Origin of the sequence: Massilia niastensis DSM 21313, from assembly GCF_000382345.1 — a bacterium.
Lineage (GTDB): Bacteria > Pseudomonadota > Gammaproteobacteria > Burkholderiales > Burkholderiaceae_D > Telluria > Telluria niastensis.
Genome location: NZ_KB908079.1, coordinates 108,311 through 129,165, shown reverse-complemented (window position 1 = coordinate 129,165; position 20,855 = coordinate 108,311). Strand labels below are relative to the sequence as shown.

Annotated in this window: 17 protein-coding genes; 2 read left to right on the top strand and 15 right to left on the bottom strand. The window is 69.1% G+C overall.

What is annotated here, in order from left to right:
* Positions 1-2: 2 nt before the first annotated feature.
* Both mfd and H162_RS30065 read right to left on the bottom strand, forming a co-directional pair.
* Entirely contained in the window at positions 3-3,449 is a 3,447-nt protein-coding gene (gene mfd, locus H162_RS0103905) for a transcription-repair coupling factor (RefSeq protein ID WP_020652140.1), read from the bottom strand.
* Positions 3,450-3,546: 97 nt separating this feature from the next.
* Positions 3,547-4,590, bottom strand: a complete 1,044-nt coding sequence (locus H162_RS30065; protein WP_020652139.1) for a Kelch repeat-containing protein — start codon at positions 4,588-4,590, stop codon at positions 3,547-3,549.
* A 162-nt stretch (positions 4,591-4,752) separates the two neighbouring features.
* Here H162_RS30065 and H162_RS0103895 point away from each other — a divergent pair, with 162 nt between their 5' ends.
* Complete coding sequence (locus H162_RS0103895) at positions 4,753-6,084, top strand: GDSL-type esterase/lipase family protein (protein ID WP_020652138.1); 1,332 nt, start codon at positions 4,753-4,755, stop codon at positions 6,082-6,084.
* 10 nt (positions 6,085-6,094) lie between these two features.
* On the opposite strand, the gene H162_RS0103890 is transcribed toward H162_RS0103895, so the two are convergent.
* The 13 genes from H162_RS0103890 to H162_RS30040 form a co-directional block, all read right to left on the bottom strand.
* On the bottom strand, positions 6,095-7,051 hold the full coding sequence (locus H162_RS0103890; protein ID WP_020652137.1) for an HDOD domain-containing protein: 957 nt from the start codon (positions 7,049-7,051) through the stop codon (positions 6,095-6,097).
* A gap of 238 nt (positions 7,052-7,289) precedes the next feature.
* Complete coding sequence (locus H162_RS30060) at positions 7,290-7,610, bottom strand: hypothetical protein (protein ID WP_020652136.1); 321 nt, start codon at positions 7,608-7,610, stop codon at positions 7,290-7,292.
* Positions 7,611-7,788: 178 nt separating this feature from the next.
* A complete protein-coding gene (locus tag H162_RS34675; protein ID WP_020652135.1) occupies positions 7,789-8,094 on the bottom strand; it encodes a hypothetical protein in 306 nt (101 codons plus the stop codon).
* Positions 8,095-8,200: 106 nt separating this feature from the next.
* Entirely contained in the window at positions 8,201-9,955 is a 1,755-nt protein-coding gene (locus tag H162_RS30050) for a putative bifunctional diguanylate cyclase/phosphodiesterase (protein ID WP_020652134.1), read from the bottom strand.
* Positions 9,945-11,291, bottom strand: coding sequence for a GGDEF domain-containing protein (locus tag H162_RS30045; protein WP_020652133.1), 1,347 nt, complete (start codon positions 11,289-11,291; stop codon positions 9,945-9,947). Before H162_RS30045 ends, H162_RS30050 begins: the two co-directional genes overlap by 11 nt.
* Positions 11,288-11,680 carry a hypothetical protein gene (locus H162_RS0103865; RefSeq protein ID WP_020652132.1) on the bottom strand — a complete coding sequence of 131 codons (393 nt, stop codon included), beginning with the start codon at positions 11,678-11,680 and terminating at the stop codon, positions 11,288-11,290. Before H162_RS0103865 ends, H162_RS30045 begins: the two co-directional genes overlap by 4 nt.
* Positions 11,681-11,846: 166 nt before the next feature.
* Positions 11,847-12,593 carry an ABC transporter ATP-binding protein gene (locus H162_RS0103860; RefSeq protein WP_020652131.1) on the bottom strand — a complete coding sequence of 249 codons (747 nt, stop codon included), beginning with the start codon at positions 12,591-12,593 and terminating at the stop codon, positions 11,847-11,849.
* Positions 12,583-13,341 carry an ABC transporter permease gene (locus H162_RS0103855; RefSeq protein ID WP_020652130.1) on the bottom strand — a complete coding sequence of 253 codons (759 nt, stop codon included), beginning with the start codon at positions 13,339-13,341 and terminating at the stop codon, positions 12,583-12,585. The genes H162_RS0103860 and H162_RS0103855 overlap by 11 nt, the downstream gene beginning before the upstream one ends.
* Positions 13,329-13,802, bottom strand: coding sequence for a cupredoxin domain-containing protein (locus H162_RS0103850; protein ID WP_020652129.1), 474 nt, complete (start codon positions 13,800-13,802; stop codon positions 13,329-13,331). The genes H162_RS0103855 and H162_RS0103850 overlap by 13 nt, the downstream gene beginning before the upstream one ends.
* A 3-nt stretch (positions 13,803-13,805) precedes the next feature.
* Entirely contained in the window at positions 13,806-14,372 is a 567-nt protein-coding gene (locus H162_RS0103845) for an SCO family protein (RefSeq protein ID WP_020652128.1), read from the bottom strand.
* Positions 14,369-15,406, bottom strand: coding sequence for an ABC transporter substrate-binding protein (locus tag H162_RS0103840; RefSeq protein ID WP_020652127.1), 1,038 nt, complete (start codon positions 15,404-15,406; stop codon positions 14,369-14,371). The genes H162_RS0103845 and H162_RS0103840 overlap by 4 nt, the downstream gene beginning before the upstream one ends.
* Before the next feature lie 83 nt (positions 15,407-15,489).
* Entirely contained in the window at positions 15,490-15,849 is a 360-nt protein-coding gene (locus tag H162_RS0103835; RefSeq protein ID WP_020652126.1) for a DUF1428 domain-containing protein, read from the bottom strand.
* Between the two features lie 100 nt (positions 15,850-15,949).
* Complete coding sequence (locus H162_RS30040) at positions 15,950-18,385, bottom strand: penicillin-binding protein 1A (RefSeq protein WP_020652125.1); 2,436 nt, start codon at positions 18,383-18,385, stop codon at positions 15,950-15,952.
* Between the two features lie 142 nt (positions 18,386-18,527).
* Here H162_RS30040 and H162_RS0103825 point away from each other — a divergent pair, with 142 nt between their 5' ends.
* A complete protein-coding gene (locus tag H162_RS0103825; protein ID WP_020652124.1) occupies positions 18,528-20,789 on the top strand; it encodes an OPT family oligopeptide transporter in 2,262 nt (753 codons plus the stop codon).
* Positions 20,790-20,855 lie beyond the last annotated feature (66 nt).

Below are 20,855 nucleotides of genomic sequence, written 5' to 3'. Positions count from 1 at the left end.
AATTAAGCGGTCAGTTGTTTGATGGTCTGTTTTACCTGCGTCACGCGGGCGGCGAGGTCGGGCATGCTGGCGGTGATGCGCAGCTTGTCCTGGCCGGCCAGCTTGATGTGGCGGTTCTTCTGGATCAGGGTGATGATGCGGATCGGGTCGATCGGCGGCTTCTCCATGAACTGCAGGTTCACCGCCTCGCCGTGGGCGTCGATCTTGACGATGCCGACGGTCTTGGCCGCGATGCGCAGGCGGTGGGTCTCGATCAGGGCGCGCACCGCGTCGGGCAGCTTGCCGAAGCGGTCGATCAGTTCTTCCTGCATGTCGTCGATCTTGCCCTGGCTCTCGCAATTGGCCAGGCGCTTGTAGATCGACAGCCGCTCGTGCACGTCGCCGCAGTAGTCGGCCGGCAGCAGGGCCGGCACGTGCAGGTTGATCTCGGTGGTCGTGGACAGCGGCGCCGCCAGGTCGGGCTCCTTGCCGGCCTTGAGCGAGCGCACCGCTTCGTTGAGCATGTCGGAATACAGCTGGAAGCCGATCTCCAGCATCTCGCCGGACTGGTTCTCGCCCAGCACTTCGCCGGCGCCGCGGATTTCCAGGTCGTGCATCGCCAGGTAGAAGCCGCTGCCCAGTTCCTCCATCGCCTGGATCGCATCCAGGCGGCGCTGCGCCTGCTTGGTCAGGTTCGACACGTCGCTCACCAGCAGGTAGGCATAGGCCTGGTGGTGCGAGCGGCCGACCCGGCCGCGCAGCTGGTGCAGCTGCGCCAGGCCGAACTTGTCGGCGCGGTGCATGATGATGGTGTTCGCGGTCGGCACGTCGATGCCGGTCTCGATGATGGTCGTGCACAGCAGGATGTTGAAGCGCTGCTGCACGAAGTCGCGCATCACCTTTTCCAGGTCGCGCTCGTGCATCTGGCCGTGGGCCACGCCGATGCGCGCCTCGGGCAGCAGGGCCGAGAGCGAGGCGCGGCGGTTCTCGATGGTGTCGACTTCGTTGTGCAGGAAGTAGATCTGGCCGCCGCGCTTGAGTTCGCGCAGGCAGGCTTCGCGGATCACCGAGCCGTCCTCGCTGCGCACGAAGGTCTTGATCGCCAGGCGCTTCTGGGGCGCGGTGGCGATGATCGAGAAGTCGCGCAGGCCTTCCAGCGCCATGCCCAGGGTGCGCGGGATCGGGGTCGCGGTCAGGGTCAGCACGTCGACCTCGGCGCGCAGCGCCTTCAGGGCTTCCTTCTGGCGCACGCCGAAACGGTGTTCCTCGTCGATGATCACCAGGCCCAGGCGTTCGAACTTGACGTCGGGCGAGAGCAGCTTGTGGGTGCCGATCACGATGTCGAGGGTGCCGTCGGCCATGCCCTTGATCGCGTTGTTGACTTCCTTGCCGGTGCGGAAGCGCGACAGCTCGGCGATCCTCACCGGCCAGTCGGCGAAGCGGTCGGCGAAGGTCTGGGCGTGCTGCTCCGCCAGCAGGGTGGTCGGCGCCAGGATCGCGACCTGCTTGCCGCCCATGACGGCGATGAAGGCCGCGCGCAGCGCGACCTCGGTCTTGCCGAAGCCGACGTCGCCGCACACCAGGCGGTCCATCGGGCGGCCCGAGGTCATGTCCTTGATGACGTTGTGGATGGCCTCGGCCTGGTCGGGCGTCTCGTCGAAGCCGAAGCTGGCGGCGAAGTTTTCGTAGTCGGTGGACGAGTATTCGAAGGAATGGCCCTGGCGCGCCGCGCGCCGCGCGTACAGGTTGAGCAGCTCGGCGGCGGTGTCGCGCACCTGCTCGGCGGCCTTGCGCTTGGCCTTTTCCCACTGGCCCGAGCCGAGCGCGTGCAGCGGCGCGTCCTCGGGCGAGGTGCCGGAGTAGCGCGAGATCACGTGCAGCTGCGACACCGGGACGTACAGCTTGGTGTCCTTGGCGTATTCGAGGTGCAGGAATTCGGTCTCGCCTTCGCCCAGGTCCATGCTGGTCAGGCCCATGTAGCGGCCGATGCCGTGGTTGATGTGCACCACCGGGTCGCCGATCTTCAGCTCCGACAGGTCGCGCACCATGGACTCGACCTGGCTGGTCGCTTCCTGCTTCTTCTTGCCGGCGCGCCGGCCCGAGCCCGCGTACAGCTCGGTCTCGGTGACGAACACCAGGTGGCCGGCGGCGGCATCGAACAGCTCGAAGCCGGCATGCAGCGGCGCCACGCCGAGCACCAGCTGGGCGCCGGACGCGCGGAAGCCCTCGAAGCCTTCGACCGGCGCCAGTTCGAGCCTGTATTCGGTGAAGTACTGCTGCAGCGTCTCGCGCCGGCCGGCCGAGTCGGCGCAGATCATGACCCGGGTATCGCTGCGCAGCAGATAGCTGCGCAGGTTGGCCAGCGGATCGTCGAGGCGGCGGTTGACGGCGATGTCGGGAATCGGCGCGGTCAGCTCGGAGGCCGGCTGGTTCGGGTCGCGCGCGATGGCCCAGCGGGCGTGCGGCTTGGCGCAGGTGAAGAACTGCTCGGCGCCCAGGAACAGTTCGCCGGGTTCGAGGATCGGGCGTTCGCGGTCGCTCTTCAGGAACCGGTGGCGCGATTCGGTGTCGAGCCAGAAGCGCTGGATCGCGGCGTCGACGTCGCCCACCAGCGCCAGCGGCGATTCCCGCGGCAGGTAGTCGAACAGGGTCGAGGTCTGCTCGAAGAACAGCGGCAGGTAGTATTCGATGCCGGCCGAGGCGATGCCGTTGCCGATGTCGCGGTAGATCGGCGAGCGCGAGGGATCGCCCTCGAAGCGCTCGCGCCAGCGGCCGCGGAAGGCGGTGCGCGCGGCTTCGTCCATCGGGAATTCGCGGCCCGGCAGCAGGCGCACTTCGCGCACCGGATACAGCGAGCGCTGGGTGTCGGCGTCGAAGGTGCGGATGGTCTCGATCTCGTCGCCGAACAGGTCGAGGCGGTAGGGCAGGGCCGAACCCATCGGGAACAGGTCGATCAGGCCGCCGCGCACCGAGTATTCGCCGGGCGACATCACCTGCGACACGTGGCTGTAGCCGGCCAGGGTCAGCTGGGCCTTCAGCCGCGCTTCGTCCAGGCTTTCGCCCTGGCGGAAGAAGAAGGTGTAGGCGGCCAGGAAGGAGGGCGGCGCCAGGCGCACCAGCGCGGTGGTCGCGGGCACGACCAGCACGTCGCACTGGCCGTTCTGGATCTCGTGCAGGGTCGCCAGGCGCTCGGACACCAGGTCCTGGTGCGGCGAGAACGCGTCGTAGGGCAGGGTCTCCCAGTCGGGCAGCAGGTGGCAGGACAGCTTGCCTTCCGCAAACCAGGGAATCTCGTCGAGCAGGCGCTGGCCGTCGCTGGCATTGGCCACGACGACGGTGAGCATCTGCTTGTTGGCCTTCAGCTCCAGCGCCGCGACAGCGAGCGCATAGGCGTCGGACGAGCCGTGCAGGACAGGCAGGACGAAACGGTGACCTGGTTTGGGGAGGTTTTTCTTGAGATCGAAAGGCATGCAGCGTGCAATTTCATTCGCGGAATGGGTGGACCATTATAGTCGAATGGATGCTGGCACGCCGCCCCGCGGCGTGGACCGCCGTGCCGGGCGCCGGCTAGTCGAGCCGGAACCGGATCGCCTCTCCCGTCACCTTCTGCCCGGCACGCATGCCGCCGAACAGGCCGTACTCGCCGTCGAGCGGCACCAGTGCCCGGAAATCCATCCCCGCCACCGGCAAGGGCGCATGGACTTGCCATTTGCCAAGATCAGTCCGGTAGCTGAACACCGCATCCGAGGGTTCCGACGGCTGGCCGTCGTAGCCGACGCCGTCGTAGTTGTACGGCCGCCCGCTGCCGCCGGCGAACACGATGCCCTTGCCGCCATCGCCCGTCGCGCCGGCCCGGTACAGCGGCGCCCCCGGATGCGGCGGCAAGGCGGTCCACGTGATGTCGCCCGGCCTGGCCGGATCGAGCACCCCCTGCCAGCACGCATCCGTGATCGCGAACTGGTTCTTGCCGTCGGGCTTCTTCCCGGCCGTGACGCCGTCGCAGACGACCATGGTGTCGCCCGCCAGGCCGCCGGCGTGCCCGAACACCGGCTTGCCCGGCCACGGCGTCCCCGCGCTCCAGGTGCCGGTCCGGGTATCGTAGACCTGGACGTCGGTCACGTTGCCCTTGTCGTGCCAGCCGCTGACCAGCACGATCCAGCGCTCGCGCCATGCCAGCGCCACCGTGTCGTCGACCGGCACCGGCATCCGGCTCTCGGCCTCGAAACGGCCGCTGTCGGGCAGATAGCGCAGCACTTCCGGCGTCGACACCTCGGTCCCCGTCGGCGCGACCGTGTAGCCGCCGACCAGGTAGACGCGGCCGGCCACCGTGACGGCGACGGCCGCCAGCCGTCCGCCGTCGACCGGCACATCCGCCTTCCTGGTCCACTTGCCCGTCTTCAGGTCGAGGACGTGGACGTCGCGCGTGATGTCGCCGCTGGCCTTGCCCGGTGCCAGGCCGTAGAACGCGAACACCTGGTGGTCCAGGCGCGTCACGGCCCAGTTCGCGCGTGCGACCGGTGCGGGCGGGGTGAGGACGGCGGGCGGCCGGGCGTGCGCGCAGGCCGCCAGGACGGCGGACAGCAGGACGGCGCGTCGAACGAGTGTGTGCATGGTTTCGATTTGTACATACAAGGGGCGCCAATATAGCAGAGCCCAGCGCGATGCGCCGGGCGCCTGCCGATCCGCCATGTGGCTCGGACAGCACGGCGGTTGCGAGAACGCTAACAATCCTGCATCATGGATGTCATGCGCAAACATACACCGGAGACAATGATGACCCTTGCCGCCCGCAGCCTGTCCTGCCTGACGGTCCCCCTGGTGCTGGCCGCCTGCGCCACGACCCCGCCCCCGGACAGCCGGCACGAGCGGCTCGCCCTGTACCAGGGCCGCGCGGCGGCCGGATCGCAGGTCGCCGCGATCGGGCCCGACACCGAACAGGTGCTGACGGCCGCCTCGCTGTCGCTCGACGCGGCGCTGCAGGCGACATTCCCGAACAGCGCCGTCCAGGTGGGGAAGTCGCCGAAGGCCGCCGCCGACGATGCGCTCACCCTGCGCTGGAAGAACATCTGGAAGAGCGGCGTCGGGATCCAGGGCGCGCCGGTCGACCTCGAACCCTATCGGGCACAGGGTACGCTGGCCTTCGACCTGAAGGTGGACGAACTGGCCAGGGGCGGCATCCTGTTCAAGGTCGGCTGCGGCGAGGACTGCGAGCGCCCGGTTTCCTACGTGGTGCCGGGCCGCGCCGCGCAGGGCAAGGGCTGGCGGCGCATCGTGCTGTCGATGGAGTGCTTCGCGCGCGAGGGCGACGACTTCCGGGCGGTGCGGCGTCCGTTCACCGTCGAGGGCACCGGCAGCGGCGAGGTCAGCATCGCCAACGTGGTCTTCGACCGCGCCGGCACCCCGAACACGGCTTGCCCCGATTACCGCACCGTCGCCGTCACGCCGGACACCCTCAACGAATCCTGGTCGCTCGCCTGGTGGATGCCGCGCCACCTGCAGAAGCTCGAGGACATCAAGGTCATGAAGGCCTCTGGCCAGAGCCCGGAACTGGTGTTCATCGGCGACTCGATCACCCAGGGCTGGGAAAAGGAAGGCGCCGCCACCTGGCAGCGCCGCTACACCCGGTATCACGCGCTCGGCCTCGGCTTCGGCGGCGACCGCACCGAGAACGTCCTGTGGCGCCTGAAGCATGGGGAGGTCGACGGCATCGATCCGAAGGTGGCGGTGCTGATGTTCGGGACGAACAACACCGGCCACCGGCGCGACCATCCGGCCACCACCGTCGCCGGGATCAAGCGCAATATCGAGGAACTGCGGCGCCGCCTGCCGGATACCAGGATCCTGCTGCTGGCGATCTTCCCGCGCGACGAGACGCCGGACGGCGCCGCGCGCCGGCTCAACGAGCAGATCAACGCGGAGCTGCCTTCCCTGGCGGACAACCGCAAGGTCTTCTTCATGAACATCAACCAGGCTTTCCTGCAGGCGGACGGCAGGCTGTCGAAGGAGATCATGCCCGACCTGCTGCACCCGAACGAGAAGGGCTACGAGATCTGGGCGGCGGCCATGCAGCCCGAACTCGAACGCCTGATGGCGATGCCGCGCTGAGGAAGCTGCCTCAGTCGTCCTGCCGGAGCCTGTCGAACACCGATCGTTCGGCGGCCGGCAGCGCCGCGGCGGCGCGGGCATGGCCGGGCACGCCGGCATCGAGCAGCAGTCGCAGTTTCGCCAGCCGGTCGCCCGTCGCCAGGACCTGCGCCAGTGCGCCGCCCTGGCCGGCGTGGAGGATGGCCTGGCCGACGGCCTGCGGAAGTTCCCACTGCGCCGCGATGCGCGCCGACAGGATGCGCGCGGCGGCCCGCAGGGCGGCGCCGAAGTCCTCGTCGTCCGGCAAGGCGCCGGCGGGGACGATCTGGTCGGCCAGGCGCAGGGCCACCACCAGGCCCAGGTTCTGCATCAGTCCCGCCAGGTAGGCTTCGAAGGGATCGGCGCCGTGGCCCGGCGCGAGCAGGCTGGCGGCCTGCGCGCACTTCTCGGACAGGCTCCACAGGAGCGGCGCGGCGTGGCGCGCGATCCGGCCCGTCCCCATGCCGATCACGGGCCGGAAGGCCACCCGCGCCAGCAGCATGCGCAGGCCGTTCTGCCCGAGCAGCAGCAGCGCGCCTTCGATGCTGCGCACCGGCGTCGCGGGACGGTAGTAGGGGCTGTTCACTTCGCGGATCACCTCCGCCACCAGCACCGCATCCTGCGCCACCTGGCGCGCCAGGCCGGCGGCCGAACTGCCCTCGTCGCGCAGGCTGCGCAGCAGCTGGGGGATCACGGCGGGCACGCGCGGCACCAGCTCGGCGGCCGCCTGCGGATCGCGCGCCAGGCGGGCCAGCTGGTCCAGGATCAGGGCGCCGCCGGGCGCCACGGCTGAGGCATGGGGACCCGCCAGCCAGTGGAAAAAAACCGACTCGAGCGCGGGTTGCACCTCGCTGTCCTGTGGGGTATCCGCAACAGCCTGGCGTGCATTGGCCGGCGCAGGCGCGTCCGTGCGTGCGCCGCCGAACCAGCGTGCAAGCCATTTCTTCATTGTGGGAGCCGGACAGTCGGGAGAAAAAACATGCCGCGATTCTACCCGAGCGTGGCAGCGTCGGGCGTCCATGCAACAGAACGCTGGCGCCAGGCCGGTGCAGATGCGGATAACAGACAAGGACCGAGGCGCCAGCGGTTGGTGAAGCGACTGCGGACGCATCGGCCAGGAGAGAGCGCGGAACGCCGCCGCAAGGACGGCGCGGGGTCCGGCGATGCTGCTGCGGAGATGACGTGGTTCAGCGGCCGGTCGGCGGCGGCGTGGTGCCGGTGGGCGGCGTGGTGCCGGTAGGCGGCATGGTGCCGGTGGCCGGCGGCATCGTGTCGGTGGCGGGCGGGGTGGTGCCGGTGCCGCTCGAACCCGTGCCCCAGGTGGAGCTGCCCGTGCCGGACGAACCGGTGGTGCCGGCGCCGGTGCTCGGAGTCGTCGCGGAGCTGCCGCTACCCATGGTCGACGAGCCGCTCGAGCCGCTGGTGTCGCTGCCGCCCATGGACTTGCATCCGGCCAGAGCCACAACCATCAGCCCTGCCAGCAGGACGCCTTGGTATTTCTTGTTCATCGCTTTCTCCTTGAGTTATTTGGTATTGACATCATGCGGACCCACTCGTGCGCATGAAATAGGAACAAATCGATAGGGTATGTAGGAGAGGGCCCACATACTGATCAGGAAGACATGAGATCCCGGCCTTCCGGCCTTGGGAAACGGCGGCCGCGCGGGACCGCCGCTGGCGCAGCGCTTAGCGGCCGGTGCCGGTGCCGGTGGCGTCGGTGGTACCGGTGGTGCCGGTCGTGCCGGTGGTGCCGGTGGCGCCGCTGGTCGTGCCGCTGGTGCCGGTATTGCCGGTGGTGCCCGAGCTGGTGCCCTGCGATTCCATCGCGGAGCCCGCGGTGCCGGGGGTGGCGCTCGACGCGCCCGCGCCGCTCATGCCGCTCGCGCCGCTCATGCCGCTCATGCCGTCGGCACTGGGTTCGGTCGATTTGCATGCGGCCAGCGCCATCGCCATCAGGCCTGCCAGCAGGACGCCTTGGATGTTGGTGTTCATGTCATTCTCCTTGGGGGTGTGAGGTGGTCCCATCATGTAAGCGCGGCAGCCCGCACGAAAATAGGAGAGTGTCGCCAACTCATGTAGGAGTGGCCCGACGTACTCGTCAGGCCGCCAGCGCCCCGCGGTCATCCAGCCATGCCAGCAGCTCCGGCGCGGGCAGCGGACGGCTGTAGAAATAGCCCTGGGCCTTGTCGCAGTGCTGGCTGCGCACGACCTCGGCCTGCGAGGCGGTCTCGATGCCTTCGGCCACGGTGCGCATGCCCAGGCTCTGCGCCACCTTGACGGTGGCCTCGATCAGCACCCGGTGGTGGTGGCTGGTATCGGCCTGGCAGACGAAGGAGCGGTCGATCTTGACGGTATCGACCGGCAGCAGGTGCAGGCTCGAGAGCGACGAATAGCCGGTGCCGAAGTCGTCCAGCGCGAGCTTGATCCCGAGCGCCTTCAGGTCGTGCAGGCGCTGCTGGATGCCCTGGTCCTGGGCCGCCAGGCTTTCGGTGACTTCGAGCTGGAGCTGGGCGGGCTGGATGCCGGTGGCCTCCAGCACGCGCCGCACGGTGGCCAGCCAGCCGGGCTGGCCGAGCTGGGCGCGCGACAGGTTGACCGCCATCAGGCGCGGCGCCCGCGCCCCGAGCCGGCCCTGCCAGTCGATGAAGTCGCGGCAGGCGCGTTCCAGCACGAAGTCGCCGACCGCTCCGATCAGGCCGCATTCCTCGGCCACCCCGATGAAGTCGATCGGCGGCACGATGCCGCGCACCGGATGGCGCCAGCGCACCAGGGCTTCGACCGCGGCCGCATGGTCGGTACCGCCGTCCGGCCGCAGTTCGACCACCGGCTGGTAGACCACGAACAGCTGTTCCTCGGCGATCGCCAGGCGCAGCTCGGCCTCGATGTCGGCGCGGCGCGCGGCGCGTTCGTGCATCGCCGGCTCGAACACCAGCTGGCGGCCGCCGCCGGCGCGCTTGGCTTCCACCATCGCGATGCCGGCGTCGCGCAGCACCTCGTCCGGGCTCGACGCGGCGTTGGCGCCCCAGGCCAGCCCCAGGCTGGCGCTGCACACGATCTCGTGGCCGGGGATCTGGTAGGGACGCGCGAGCGCGTCCAGCAGGCGGGTGGCGACGCTTTCGGCGTCGGCGCGCGCACGCATGCCGTCCAGGACGATGACGAATTCGTCGCCGCCCACGCGCGCCGCCAGCTGGCCGCCGCGGGCCTGCAGGTCGATGCGGTCGTTCGGCGGACGCAGGGCGCCGCGGATGCGGTCCGCCATGTGCACCAGCAGCTGGTCGCCGGCCGCCTGGCCGAAGGCGTCGTTGACCTGGCGGAAGCGGTCGCAATTCAGGAACAGCACGGCGAAGCGCCGCTCCGCATCCGGCTGGAACAGGAGGCGCCGCAATTCCTCGCGCACCGCCTCGCGGTTCGGCATGCCGGTCAGCGCGTCGGTGCGGGCGGCGCTGCGCAGGCGGCGCGACAGGGTTTCCTGCTCGCGCTGCACCTCGTGCGTGGCATCGCTCACCACCGCCATCAGGCGCCCGGCGTCGATCTTCATCAGGTTCAGCGACAGCACCTGGGGCGCGCCCGGGGCCGTGTGCGCGGCCCCCAGCGGCAGGCGCAGGCCCTCGCAGACGACGCCGGACGGATCGGTGTAGGCCGCGACGGTGCGGGACAGGCCGGGCGCCAGCGGCGCCAGCACCGCGAACAGGTTGTCCAGTCCGGTGCCGGCGGCGAGCGGCATCAGGAGGCTGGAGGCCATCGGATTGAGCATCTCCACGGTCCCGTCGAGCGTGGTCTCGACCAGCCCGATCGGCGCGCGGTAAAGGAACTGCATCAGCGCCTCGTAGGCGTCGGCTGGATCAGGCAGCATCGAAGGGGCCCGCCTCGGTTGCTGCAGGCGCCAGCTCGGGGCGCCAGCGTTCGACCCGGTTGCGGCCGGCGCGCTTGGCCGCGTACAGCGCCTGGTCGGCGTGCTTGAGCAGGACGTCGACGCCGAGCGCGCCGTCGCTCGCTGCGGCGACGCCGGCGCTGACCGTGTAGCCGATCCTGGCGCCGTCGAAGCGGGCCGGCTGCGAGGCGACGGCGGCGCGCAGGCGCTCGGCCACGACGGCGGCGCGCGCCAGGTCGGTGGAGGGCAGCAGCACGGCGAATTCCTCGCCGCCGATGCGCGCCACCACGTCCACCGCGCGGAAGGTGTCGCCCAGGATGGCGGCCAGGTGCTGGAGAACGGCGTCGCCGCCCGGGTGGCCATGGCGGTCGTTGATGGCCTTGAAATGGTCGGCGTCGATGACGATCACCGCGGTGGGCCGGGGTGCGGCCCGGCTGCGCGCCAGCTCCTGTTCGGCGGCCTCGAAGAAGGCGCGCCGGTTGGCCAGGCCGGTGAGGTAGTCGCCGAAGGTCTCGCGGCGGCGGCGCTCGCTGGCCTCGCGCTTGTCGCTGATGTCGCGCAGGATCAGGCAATAGGCCGCGCCCGCGGCCTCGTGGCCGGGCAGGGGATCGCGGTCGGGCAGGGGCGCGATCATCGCGCTGCCCCAGAAATAGCTGCCGTCGGCGCGCCGGCGGCGGCCCTCGTCGAGGGTCCAGCCGTTGTCGTCGGCCTCGCGCAGGCGGTCCAGCAGGTGCTCCGGCGTCATGGCGTCGTCCGGATAGAAGATCGAGTAGGGCTGGCCGGCCGCGTCCGCGCCGAAACCGGTCACGCGCCCGATGCTGGCGTTCCAGTCGACGATGCGGCCCTGGGCGTCGAGGCCCGCGAGCGCATAGTCGGTGATGCCGGCCAGGATGGCGTTGAGCCAGGCGTCGCTCTGGCGCAGCTGGCGCTCGCGCCGTACCTGCTCGGTGATGTCGCCGATCACCGCCATCAGGCGGCCGGCGTCCAGCTTGAGCAGGGTCACCGACAGGATCTGCGGGATCCTGCGCCCGGCGCCGCCCGCGTTCAGGTGCACGTGCAGGCCGTCGCAGACCTTGCCGCTCGCATGGCCGTAGCGTGCGCACAGGTTGCGCAGGTCGGGTGCGACGCTTTCGAGGGCCTGGAACAGGTTGTCCAGCCCGCCGTCGCGCGAGAGCGGCATCAGGAGCTGGGCCGCGATCGGGTTCAGCATCGAGATCGCGCCGTCGATGTCGGCCTGCACCAGTCCGATCGGGGCCAGGTACAGGAACTGGATCAGCGCCTCGTGTTCGGCGTGCAGTTGTGCGGCGTCGCGGTTCACCGCGGCTGCCGCTGGACCAGCACGTAGCGGTTGGCGCGGCCAGGGCCGGCCAGCAGGCGCAGGGCCACCTTGACCGGGCGCATGCGCAGGGTCAGCACGTAGTCGATGGTGTCGTCGAGCGTGCCGCCGTCCGCGGCGGCGTCCTCGAAGCGCTGGGCCACCATGAAGTTGTTCATGCACGGCGCCACGTTGGTGAACAGCGGCTGGCCGACCACGCGCTGCTGCGACAGGCCGGCGGCCTGGGACTCGAAGGCGTTGTAGCGATGGACATGGGTGTCGGCGTCGAAGCCGATCACGCCGAAGCCGAGCTGGTCGAGCTCCTCGGGCGAGCATTGGTCCAGGCGGGCAGCCAGGTCGGGCATGTCGAAGGTCAGCGAAGTGGGGCTCATGGGTGGTTCGCAGGCCGCTACGGCCGGCAGTTGATGAATGGAAATTGATGTTGCATGACGATCGCCGTGCTGTCAATTGTCCGTGGCGCCGGCGTGACAGTGCCAGGGAGCTGGCGCCGGGCCTGTCAATACAGGCGCCGGCGCGCAGGGGCGGGGTGTTGCGCGCCTAGGCGGTCAGCCCGAGTTCGGCAAGAATCGCGTCCTTCATCTGCTGCAGCTCCGGGCTGGACAGCTTGCGCGGATGCGCCTGGGCGACCCGGAAGCTGGCCTGGATCGTCGCCGGGCGCGGCGACAGCACCATGATGCGGTCGGCCAGGTACAGCGCTTCCTCGACGTCGTGGGTGATCAGCACCACGGTGTGGCGTTCTTCCTGCAGGATGCGCAGCAGTTCGTTGCGCATGCGCAGGTTCATCAGGGCGTCGAGCGCCGAGAAGGGTTCGTCCATGTAGAGGATTTCGGGCTTGACCACCAGCGCGCGCGCGATCTCGACGCGCTTGAGCATGCCGCCCGAGAGCTCGCGCGGATAGGCGTTCTCGAAGCCCTTCAGGCCGACCATCTCCGCGTAGTGATCGGCCAGCCTGGCCTTCTGCGCGCGCTCGCCCGCGTTCAGCCCGAACATCAGGTTTTCCTGCACGGTCAGCCACGGGAACACCGAGCCATGCTGCGAGATCACGATGCCCTGCGGTCCCGGACGCGTCAAGCGTTCGCCGTCGATCCGCACGCTGCCGGCGTCCGGCCGCTCGAAGCCTGAGATCATCCGCATCAGGGTCGACTTGCCGCAGCCGGACGGGCCGACGATGGCGACGAATTCGCCGTCGGCGATGTCCAGGCTGACGCCGCCCACCACCGGCAGCGCAATGCCGCCCTGCGTGAAACTCTTCCTGATCCCATCGATCACAATTTTAACCGCCATAGCGCCACCTTACCGAGTCGAGTCTTTCCAGCCTGCGCATCGCGGCGTCCAGCAGCAGCCCGATGACGCCGATGATCACCATGCTCGCCACCACCAGGTCGTAGCGGTTGCCGGCGTTGCGCGCGTCGATGATCAGGTAGCCCAGGCCGGAGTTGCGGACGATCATTTCGGCCGCCACCACCACCAGCCAGGCGACGCCGAGGCCGACGCGCATGCCGACCACGATCTCGGGCAGCACGGCCGGCACGATCACCTGGTGGAACATCTTCTGGCGCGACACGCCGAAGTTCATGGCGGCGTGCAGGTAGCGCTGTTCGATGGTGTGCACGCCATTCGCGGTCTGCACGATCATCGGGAACACGGCGGCCAGGAAGATCAGGAATACCGGGGCGACATCGCCGACCCCGAACCACAGGATCGCCAGCGGAATCCAGGCAATCGGAGAGATCGGCCGCAGGATCTGGAACAGGGGGTTGAGCGTGTGGTACACGGCGTCGACGCGGCCCATCCACAAGCCGGTCGGCACCGCGACCATCACCGCCAGCATGAAGCCGGTGGCGACGCGCATCAGGGAAGCGCCGATGTGCTGCCACAGGGTGCCGTCCTGCGCCAGTTCGGCGGCGCCCGCCAGGACCTGGCCCGGACCGGGGAAGATCAGGCTGGCCGTCTGCACGACCGCCAGGTGCCAGACGGCGACCAGGACGGCAATGAGCAGCAGGGCGGGCCAGGTGCGTTTCAGTTTTTCCAAGGGGGGCTTCCTCGATCAGGCCAGGGTGAATGGCGCAGCGCCGCGGACCAGGCGGCCAGCCGCCAGCGCAGGCGCGCAGGGCCAGGCGCCGGGTGCGGGTCGACGATCACCTTCATCGAGCCGCTGCTGTGGGCGGTGCAGTTGAATTCGTTCTCGGAGACGGTCTCGAACGGCAGGCGGAAATCCTGGCCCGGCATGATCAGCACCGGACCGAAGACCTGCGGCACGCTGTCCCTGTTGCGCAGCAGGAGCACGTCCTTCACGCCCAGGGTCAGGCGGATGGTGGCGGGCAGGATGTCGCGCTTCTCGCCCGCCATGCGGCGCGCCCAGGTGCCCTCCGGGATCTCGAACAGCTGGTCGCGGTCGGATGCGGGCAGCGGCGCCCACATCGCCCACGCGAGGAAGGCGATGGCGCAGGCAAGCAGCAGCCAGGCGGGCCGGAGGCGGCGATTCGGGCGCATGCGCTACTGCTTCAACAGGATCGCGAGGTCATGCGCGATATCGGCGGCCGGACGTCCGAACGGCATCAGCGCGCGCAGCATGCCGCGCCGGTCGATGAAGTACAGGTAGGACGAATGCCCCAGCTGGTAGCCGGCCTTGCCGTCGCCGGCCTGCCTGCCGACGCTGATGCCGTAGTCGCGCAGGACGGCGGCGATCTGCGCCGGCGTGCCGCCGATGCCGATGAAGCCGGGATCGAACTGCGCCAGGTAGCTGCGCAGGCGGCTGGTGCTGTCGCGCTCCGGGTCGACCGTGACGAACAGCACCTGGACCTCGGCGGCGGCGGGCCCCAGCAGGGTGCGGGCCTGGACCAGCGCCGCCAGCGACACGGGACAGACGGCCGGGCAGTGGGTATAGCCGAACTCCAGCACCACGACCTTGCCGCGCAGGCCGGACAGCCTGAACGGCTTGCCGGTGGACGCCGGCAGCGCGATATCGGGCGCGGCGCGGGGCGGCTCGAAGACGCCGGACTTGAGGGTCTGGGCCTGGGCCAGGCCGCAGCACAGCAGCAGGGAAAGCAGGAGTGTCTTCACAGCGGGATCGGTACCGGTTTCACGTTCTTGTAGAAGCTTTCGTCGACGTAGCGCTCGTAGGCCACCGGCCGCTTCAGGGTGCGCGCCTCGAGCGAGAGCTGCATCAGTTCGTCGAACTCGGCGCGGATCATGCGCAGGTCGCCATAGGTCACGCGGTCTTCGGGATTGTCCATCACGAACTTGATGATCTTCGGATCCTGGCCGAAGAACTGGCGGCTGGAGGCGATCAGCGCCGCCTTGTCGCGGTTCGCCGGGCCCCCGTCGAGCCAGTGGCCGGCCGCCTGGATGTGGTTCACCAGGTCCTGCACCATGGGGCGGCTCGATCGGATCAGGTCTTCGCGCACGGTGAGCACGCAGCAGATGTAGTTGCGCCATTCGTCGCGCGTCATCGCCAGCGGGCGCGCATAGCCGGCGCGCTGGGCGGCCGCGCCGAACGGCTCGCCGGTGCAATAGGCGTCGACCGCGCGCGCATACAGCGCGGCGGGCATGTCCGGCGGGGCCATCTCGACGATCGAGATGTCCTTGGGCGACATGCCGGCGCGCGCCAGCATCTTGCGCAGGAACAGGAAGTCGACCGCGAAGCGGCTGGGGATGGCGATGCTCTTGCCGCGCAGGTCGCGAAAGCTGCGCGCCGGGGAATCGGTGCGGACCATGATCACCGCGCCCGAGCGGTGGCCGAGCGAGACGACCTTCAGCGGAATCCGGCTGTCGACCAGGTCCATGACCAGCGGCGCCAGCATGTAGGCCGCCTGGACCCGTCCGGTCATCAGGGATTCCTTGATCTCCGGCCAGCCGCTGAACTTGGCGTACACGAAGGGCGCGGGACCGGCGCCGAGCTTCTCGTTGACGCGGGTTTTGGCCATGCAGGCGATCGGCAGGGTCAGGTTGCAGGTCACGGGCAGGCCGCCGACGATCAGCTGCTTCGGCGCTTCCTGCGCCAGCGCAGGCAGGGCCAGGGAAGGGACGGCGGCCAGCGCGCCTGTCAGCATGCGGCGGCGCAGCGCGTCGATGTCGGCATGCTGGTCAGGCGTCATCGTTGGAACGGAGGAAAAAAAGTTTCCAGATTGTATAACAATGGACCGGGAACAATCCATACGAGGTCCCCGGTCCGGTCCGCCTACAGGTCGATGATCATCTCGAAGCCGCCGTAGACCATGCGCTTGCCGTCGAAGGGCATGGCCCCGGGCTGCATCATGTCGGCCATGCGTGGATCCTTCATGACCTTGTCGTTGACTTCGTCGCGCTTGGCGCGCGATTCGTAGACGATCCAGGAAAAGACCACCATCTCGTCGTCCTTGAGGTCGACGCTTTGGGGGAACGAGGTCAGTTTGCCGGGTTTGACATCGTCGGCGATGCATTCGCGGAACTCGAGCGCGCCGTGTTCGCGCCAGATCTGGCCGCACCTGGTGGACATTTCGCGATAGGCCTCGAGATTGGCCTTGGGCAGGGGAAGGACAAAACCGTCGACATAAGCCATGATGATCTCCTTGTTGTAAGCGGACAGGCGGAGCGCCCATTCAGCCCAGCAGGCGGTCCGCGGGACTCCGGCGCGGCGGCCGGAGCCCGTCAGCTTACCATCAAGGACGCAGCGTGGGCGCGATCGGCGGCGCCGGTGGCGCGGGCGGCGCGGGCGGCGGCGCCGGGACCGGCGTCGGCACGGGATGCAGGGGAGGGTCCTCGTCGTCGTCCGGTCCGGGCGCGTCCGGGTCGGCGGGCGCCGCGGGCGCGGCGTCGTCGAGCGCGGGATCGATGTCGATGTTGCGCAGTTCGGGCGCGTCGAGGAACTCCGGATAGATCCAGTCCTCGCCCTCGCGCATCACGTCCTCGGGCGCCACCCGCTCCTGCTGCGGCACCTTGGCCAGCGCCACCCGCATGTAGTCGATCCAGATCGGCAGCGCCAGGGTCGAGCCGAACTCCTTGCCGCCCAGCGAGCGCGGCTCGTCATAGCCCATCCAGGCCACCGCCACGACCTTGCCGCCATAGCCCGCGAACCAGCCGTCGAAGGCGTCGCTGGTGGTGCCGGTCTTGCCGGCGATGTCGCTGCGGCCCAGGCGCTGGGTCGAGGCGGCGCCGGTGCCGTAGCGGGTCACGTCGCGCAGCATGCTGTCGGTGACGAAGGCGTTGCGCGCCGTGATCACGCGGTTTTCCTCCTGCTGCGCCGGGGCCGGCTTGTTCTCGGCGATGATGGTGCCGTTGCCGTCCTGGATCTTGGCGATCAGGTAGGGCTTGACGCGGTAGCCGCCGTTGGCGAACACGGCGTAGGCGCCGGCCATCTGCAGCGGCGTCACCGCGCCGGTGCCCAGCGCCAGGGTCAGGTTCTTCGGATGGCGCGCCAGGTCGAAGCCGAAGTGCTCCAGGTATTGGTGGGTGAAGTCCACCGACAGCGCGCGCAGCAGGCGCACCGTGGGCACGTTCTTCGAGTGCGCCAGCGACGAACGCATCGTGACGGCCCCGTCGAACACGCCGTCGTCGTTCTGCGGCGACCAGGTGGCGCCGGCGTTCTCGCCCGGCAGGTCGAGCGGCTCGTCGAGGATGCGGGTGGCCGGCGAATAGCCTCGTTCCAGCGCGGCCGAATAGACGAAGGGCTTGATCGCCGATCCGGGCTGGCGCCAGGCCTGGGTCACGTGGTTGAACTTCTGCAGGTTGTAGTCGAAGCCGCCCACCAGCGCGTGGTAGGCGCCGGTGTCGGCATCGATGGCGACGAAAGCCGCCGCCACCTGCGGCACCTGGGCGATCGCCCAGTCCTCGCTCTTCTCCAGCCTGGCGACGCGGATCACCGCGCCCGGCGTGATCCTGACGGCGTCCCTGGCCTTGTCCGACAGCGCGTTCGCCGCGAACTTCAGGCCGGCGCCCCGGATGACGATGTCGTCGCCGCCCTGGGTCTCGGCGCGTACTTCCTTCGGGCCCGCGGCGGTGACCACCGCCGGCAGCAGGCCGTCGCTGCCGGGGCGCTTCTGCAGCGCCTCGGCGATCGCTTCCTCGCGCTCGACCGGGTCCTGGGGCAGCTCGATGCGCGCCTCGGGACCGCGGTAGCCGTGGCGGCGGTCGTATTCCATCACGTTGCGGCGCACCGATTCGTAGGCCGCGTCCTGCTCGGCCTTCAGGATGGTGGTGGTGACGGTGATGCCGCGCGTGTAGGCCTCTTCCTTGAACTGTTCGTAGACGACCTGGCGCGCCAGTTCGGCCACGTAGTCGGCCCTGGTATCGTATTCCTGGCCGGCGTCGCGCTTGACGCGCAGCGGTTCCGCCAGCGCCTGCCGGTACTGGGTCTCGGTGATGTCGCCCAGCTCGAACAGGCGCTTGAGCACGGCGTGCTGGCGCTGCTGCGCGCGCCTGGGGTTGGCGACCGGGTTGTGGCGCGCCGGATTCTGCGGCAGGCCGGCCAGCATCGCCGTCTCGGCCAGGGTCAGCCCGTCGAGCGGCTTGCCGAAGTAGCTGCGCGCCGCGCTCGAGAAGCCGTAGGAACGCTGGCCCAGGTAGATCTGGTTCATGTACAGCTCGAGGATCTGGTCCTTGGTCAGGGCGTCCTCGATCTTGTAGGCGAGCGCGATCTCGGTGAGCTTGCGCGAGATGACCTTCTCGCGCGACAGGAAGAAGTTGCGCGCCACCTGCATCGTGATCGTCGAGGCGCCCTGGCGGAAGCCGCCGCGCAGGTTCGACCTGGCGGCGCCGGCCGCGCGGATCCAGTCGATGCCGCCATGCTCGTAGAAGCGGGTGTCCTCGATCGCCAGCAGGGCGGTCTTCATCATCGGCGGGATCTTCGAGATCGGCACGAAATCGCGGTGCTCGACGCCGAATTCGCCGATCAGGACATTGTCGGCGGTATAAATGCGCAGCGGTATCTTGGGCCGGTAGTCGGTGACGGCGTCGATCGCGGGCACGTTCGGCAGGATCGCCGACATGACGTAGACCACGGCGCCGCCGGCAGCCAGCAACACGGCGGCAAGGATGAGAAGGATGAAACCGCGTACGCGGCCGGGGCGCTGCGGGGGCAGCCTGGTGGACTTGGACACTACGGGAACCTCATGGTGTGGCCGGACTGCGGGCCGTCAGCGGCGCATTATAATCCGCTTTCATTCCATTACGGCATGTGCGATATTCTCGGTTTCAGGCACGTCCAAACATGGCGGGCCGTGCAAGCACCAAAGGAAACCCATGCCTTACGATCCGAATCCGGCCGGCTTCAAGCCGTACATACCGGCTACCGCCCGCCTGCCCGAAATGACCCTGCGCGCCCTCGTCATGGGCGTCGTGCTGGGGATGGTGTTCGGGGCCTCGTCCCTTTACCTGGTGCTGAAGGTCGGCCTGACCGTCAGCGCCTCGATCCCGGTGGCGGTGATCGCGATCACGCTGTTCGGCATGGCGCACAAGATGGGCGCGCGCCAGTCGACCATCCTCGAGAACAGCATCACCCAGACCGCCGGCTCGGCCGGCGAATCGCTGGCCTTCGGCCTGGGCGTCACCATGCCCGCCATCATGATCCTGGGCTTCGACCTGGAGATCTCGCGCGTGATGCTGGTCGGCGTGCTGGGCGGCCTGCTGGGCATCCTGATGATGATCCCGATGCGCCGCACCATGATCGTCGACCAGCACCGCGAACTCAAGTACCCGGAAGGCACCGCCTGCGCCGAGGTGCTCAAGGCCGCCGCCACCGACGTCTCGCGCGAGGCCGCCGGCGAGATCCGCGAGGCCGGTTCGGACGCCGCCCGCGACGCCAGGCGCCGCGCCGCCATCATCTTCGGCGGCTTCGGCATCGGCCTGCTGTACAAGACCCTGAGCGTCTCGTTCAAGGGCTGGAAGGATACCGTCAACTTCGAGTTCGCCGCGCCCCTGAAGGGCGGTTCGGCCGGCGCCGAGGTCTCGCCCGAACTGCTCGGCGTGGGCTACATCATCGGTCCGCGCATCGCGTTCACGATGGCGGCGGGCGGCGTGCTGTCCTATCTGCTCCTGATCCCGATGATCAAGTTCTTCGGCGAGCTGCTCACCGTGCCGCTGTCGCCGGGGACGACCCTGATCAGGGACATGTCGCCGGACGACATCCGCAACGCCTATGTGCTCTACATCGGCGCGGGCGCGGTGGCGGCGGCCGGCCTGATCTCGCTGGTGCGGGCGATGCCGATGATCTGGCGCGGCCTGTCCGCCGGCCTGGCCGGGATGGGCAAGGGCAAGGGAAGTTCGGCGAATACCGCGCTGCGCACCGACCAGGACATCCCGATGAAATGGGTGCTGATCGGCTGCCTGGCCATCATCGCCATCATCACCGTGGCCACCCCGCTGCACATGAATCTGCTGGGCGCGCTGCTGATCCTGGTGTTCGGCTTCCTGTTCGCCACCGTGTCCTCGCGCCTGACCGGCGAAGTCGGTTCCTCGTCCAATCCGATCTCGGGCATGGCGGTGGCCACCCTGCTGTTCACCTGCCTGATCTTCCTGGTGATGGGCTGGACCGGCGGCCAGTATTACGTGACCGCGCTGTCGGTCGGCGCCATCGTCTGCATCGCCGCCAGCAACGCCGGCACCACCTCGCAGGACCTGAAGACCGGCTTCCTGGTCGGCTCGACCCCGCGCATGCAGCAGTATGCGATCCTGTGCGGCGCCTTCGCCTCGGCCCTGATCCTGGGACCGATCCTGCTCAAGCTGAACGAGGCCGGCACGGTCTACGTGCCGGCGGCCCAGGTGGCGCCGAACCTCACCGTCGACGCGGCCAGGCTGACCCAGACCGCGCGCATCGAAGGCCCGCAGGCGTCCTCGGACACGAACACCTACAAGGTCTGGCACAAGACCGATACCGCCGGCGGCCCGGCCGGCAAGTACCTGGTGGCGGACGACGGCAAGGTGGCCTACCTGGTCGACCCGGGCATCAACGGCACCCACAAGACCCGTCCGGACGGCACCGAAGTCAAGAAGTACGACGCGCCGAAGGCGGTGCTGATGTCGTATATCATCAAGGGCATCCTCGACCAGGAACTGCCGTGGACCCTGGTGCTGTTCGGCGTGATGATCTCGGTGGTGCTGGAAATGGCGGGCATCCAGTCGCTGGCCTTCACGGTCGGCGTCTACCTGCCGCTGGTGTCGACCCTGCCGATCGCGGTGGGCGGCTTCATCCGCTGGCTGGTCGACCGCCGCAACAACGCGCTGCCGCAGTACGCGAAGCTGAACCAGGAGGAACGCCAGGCCGCGGGCGACCGCAGCTCGGGCACCCTGCTGGCCTCGGGCTATATCGCGGGCGGCGCGCTGGCCGGCATCATCATCGCGATCACCGCCGGCGTGCTGACCGGTTTCGACAGCGCGATGGCCAGGTGGGCGGAAGCCTCGAACCCGTTCTTCGCGGGGCCGGATGCGAACCTGCTGACCTTGATCCCGTATGCGGCGATCATCCTGCTGCTGTTCCGGGTGGCGCGCGAGAAGGCGCAGAAGTGATCGTGCGCCTGTAGAAAAAGACAACGCCGGCTCCGAGCCGGCGTTGTCTTTTGGAGGTTCGCCTGG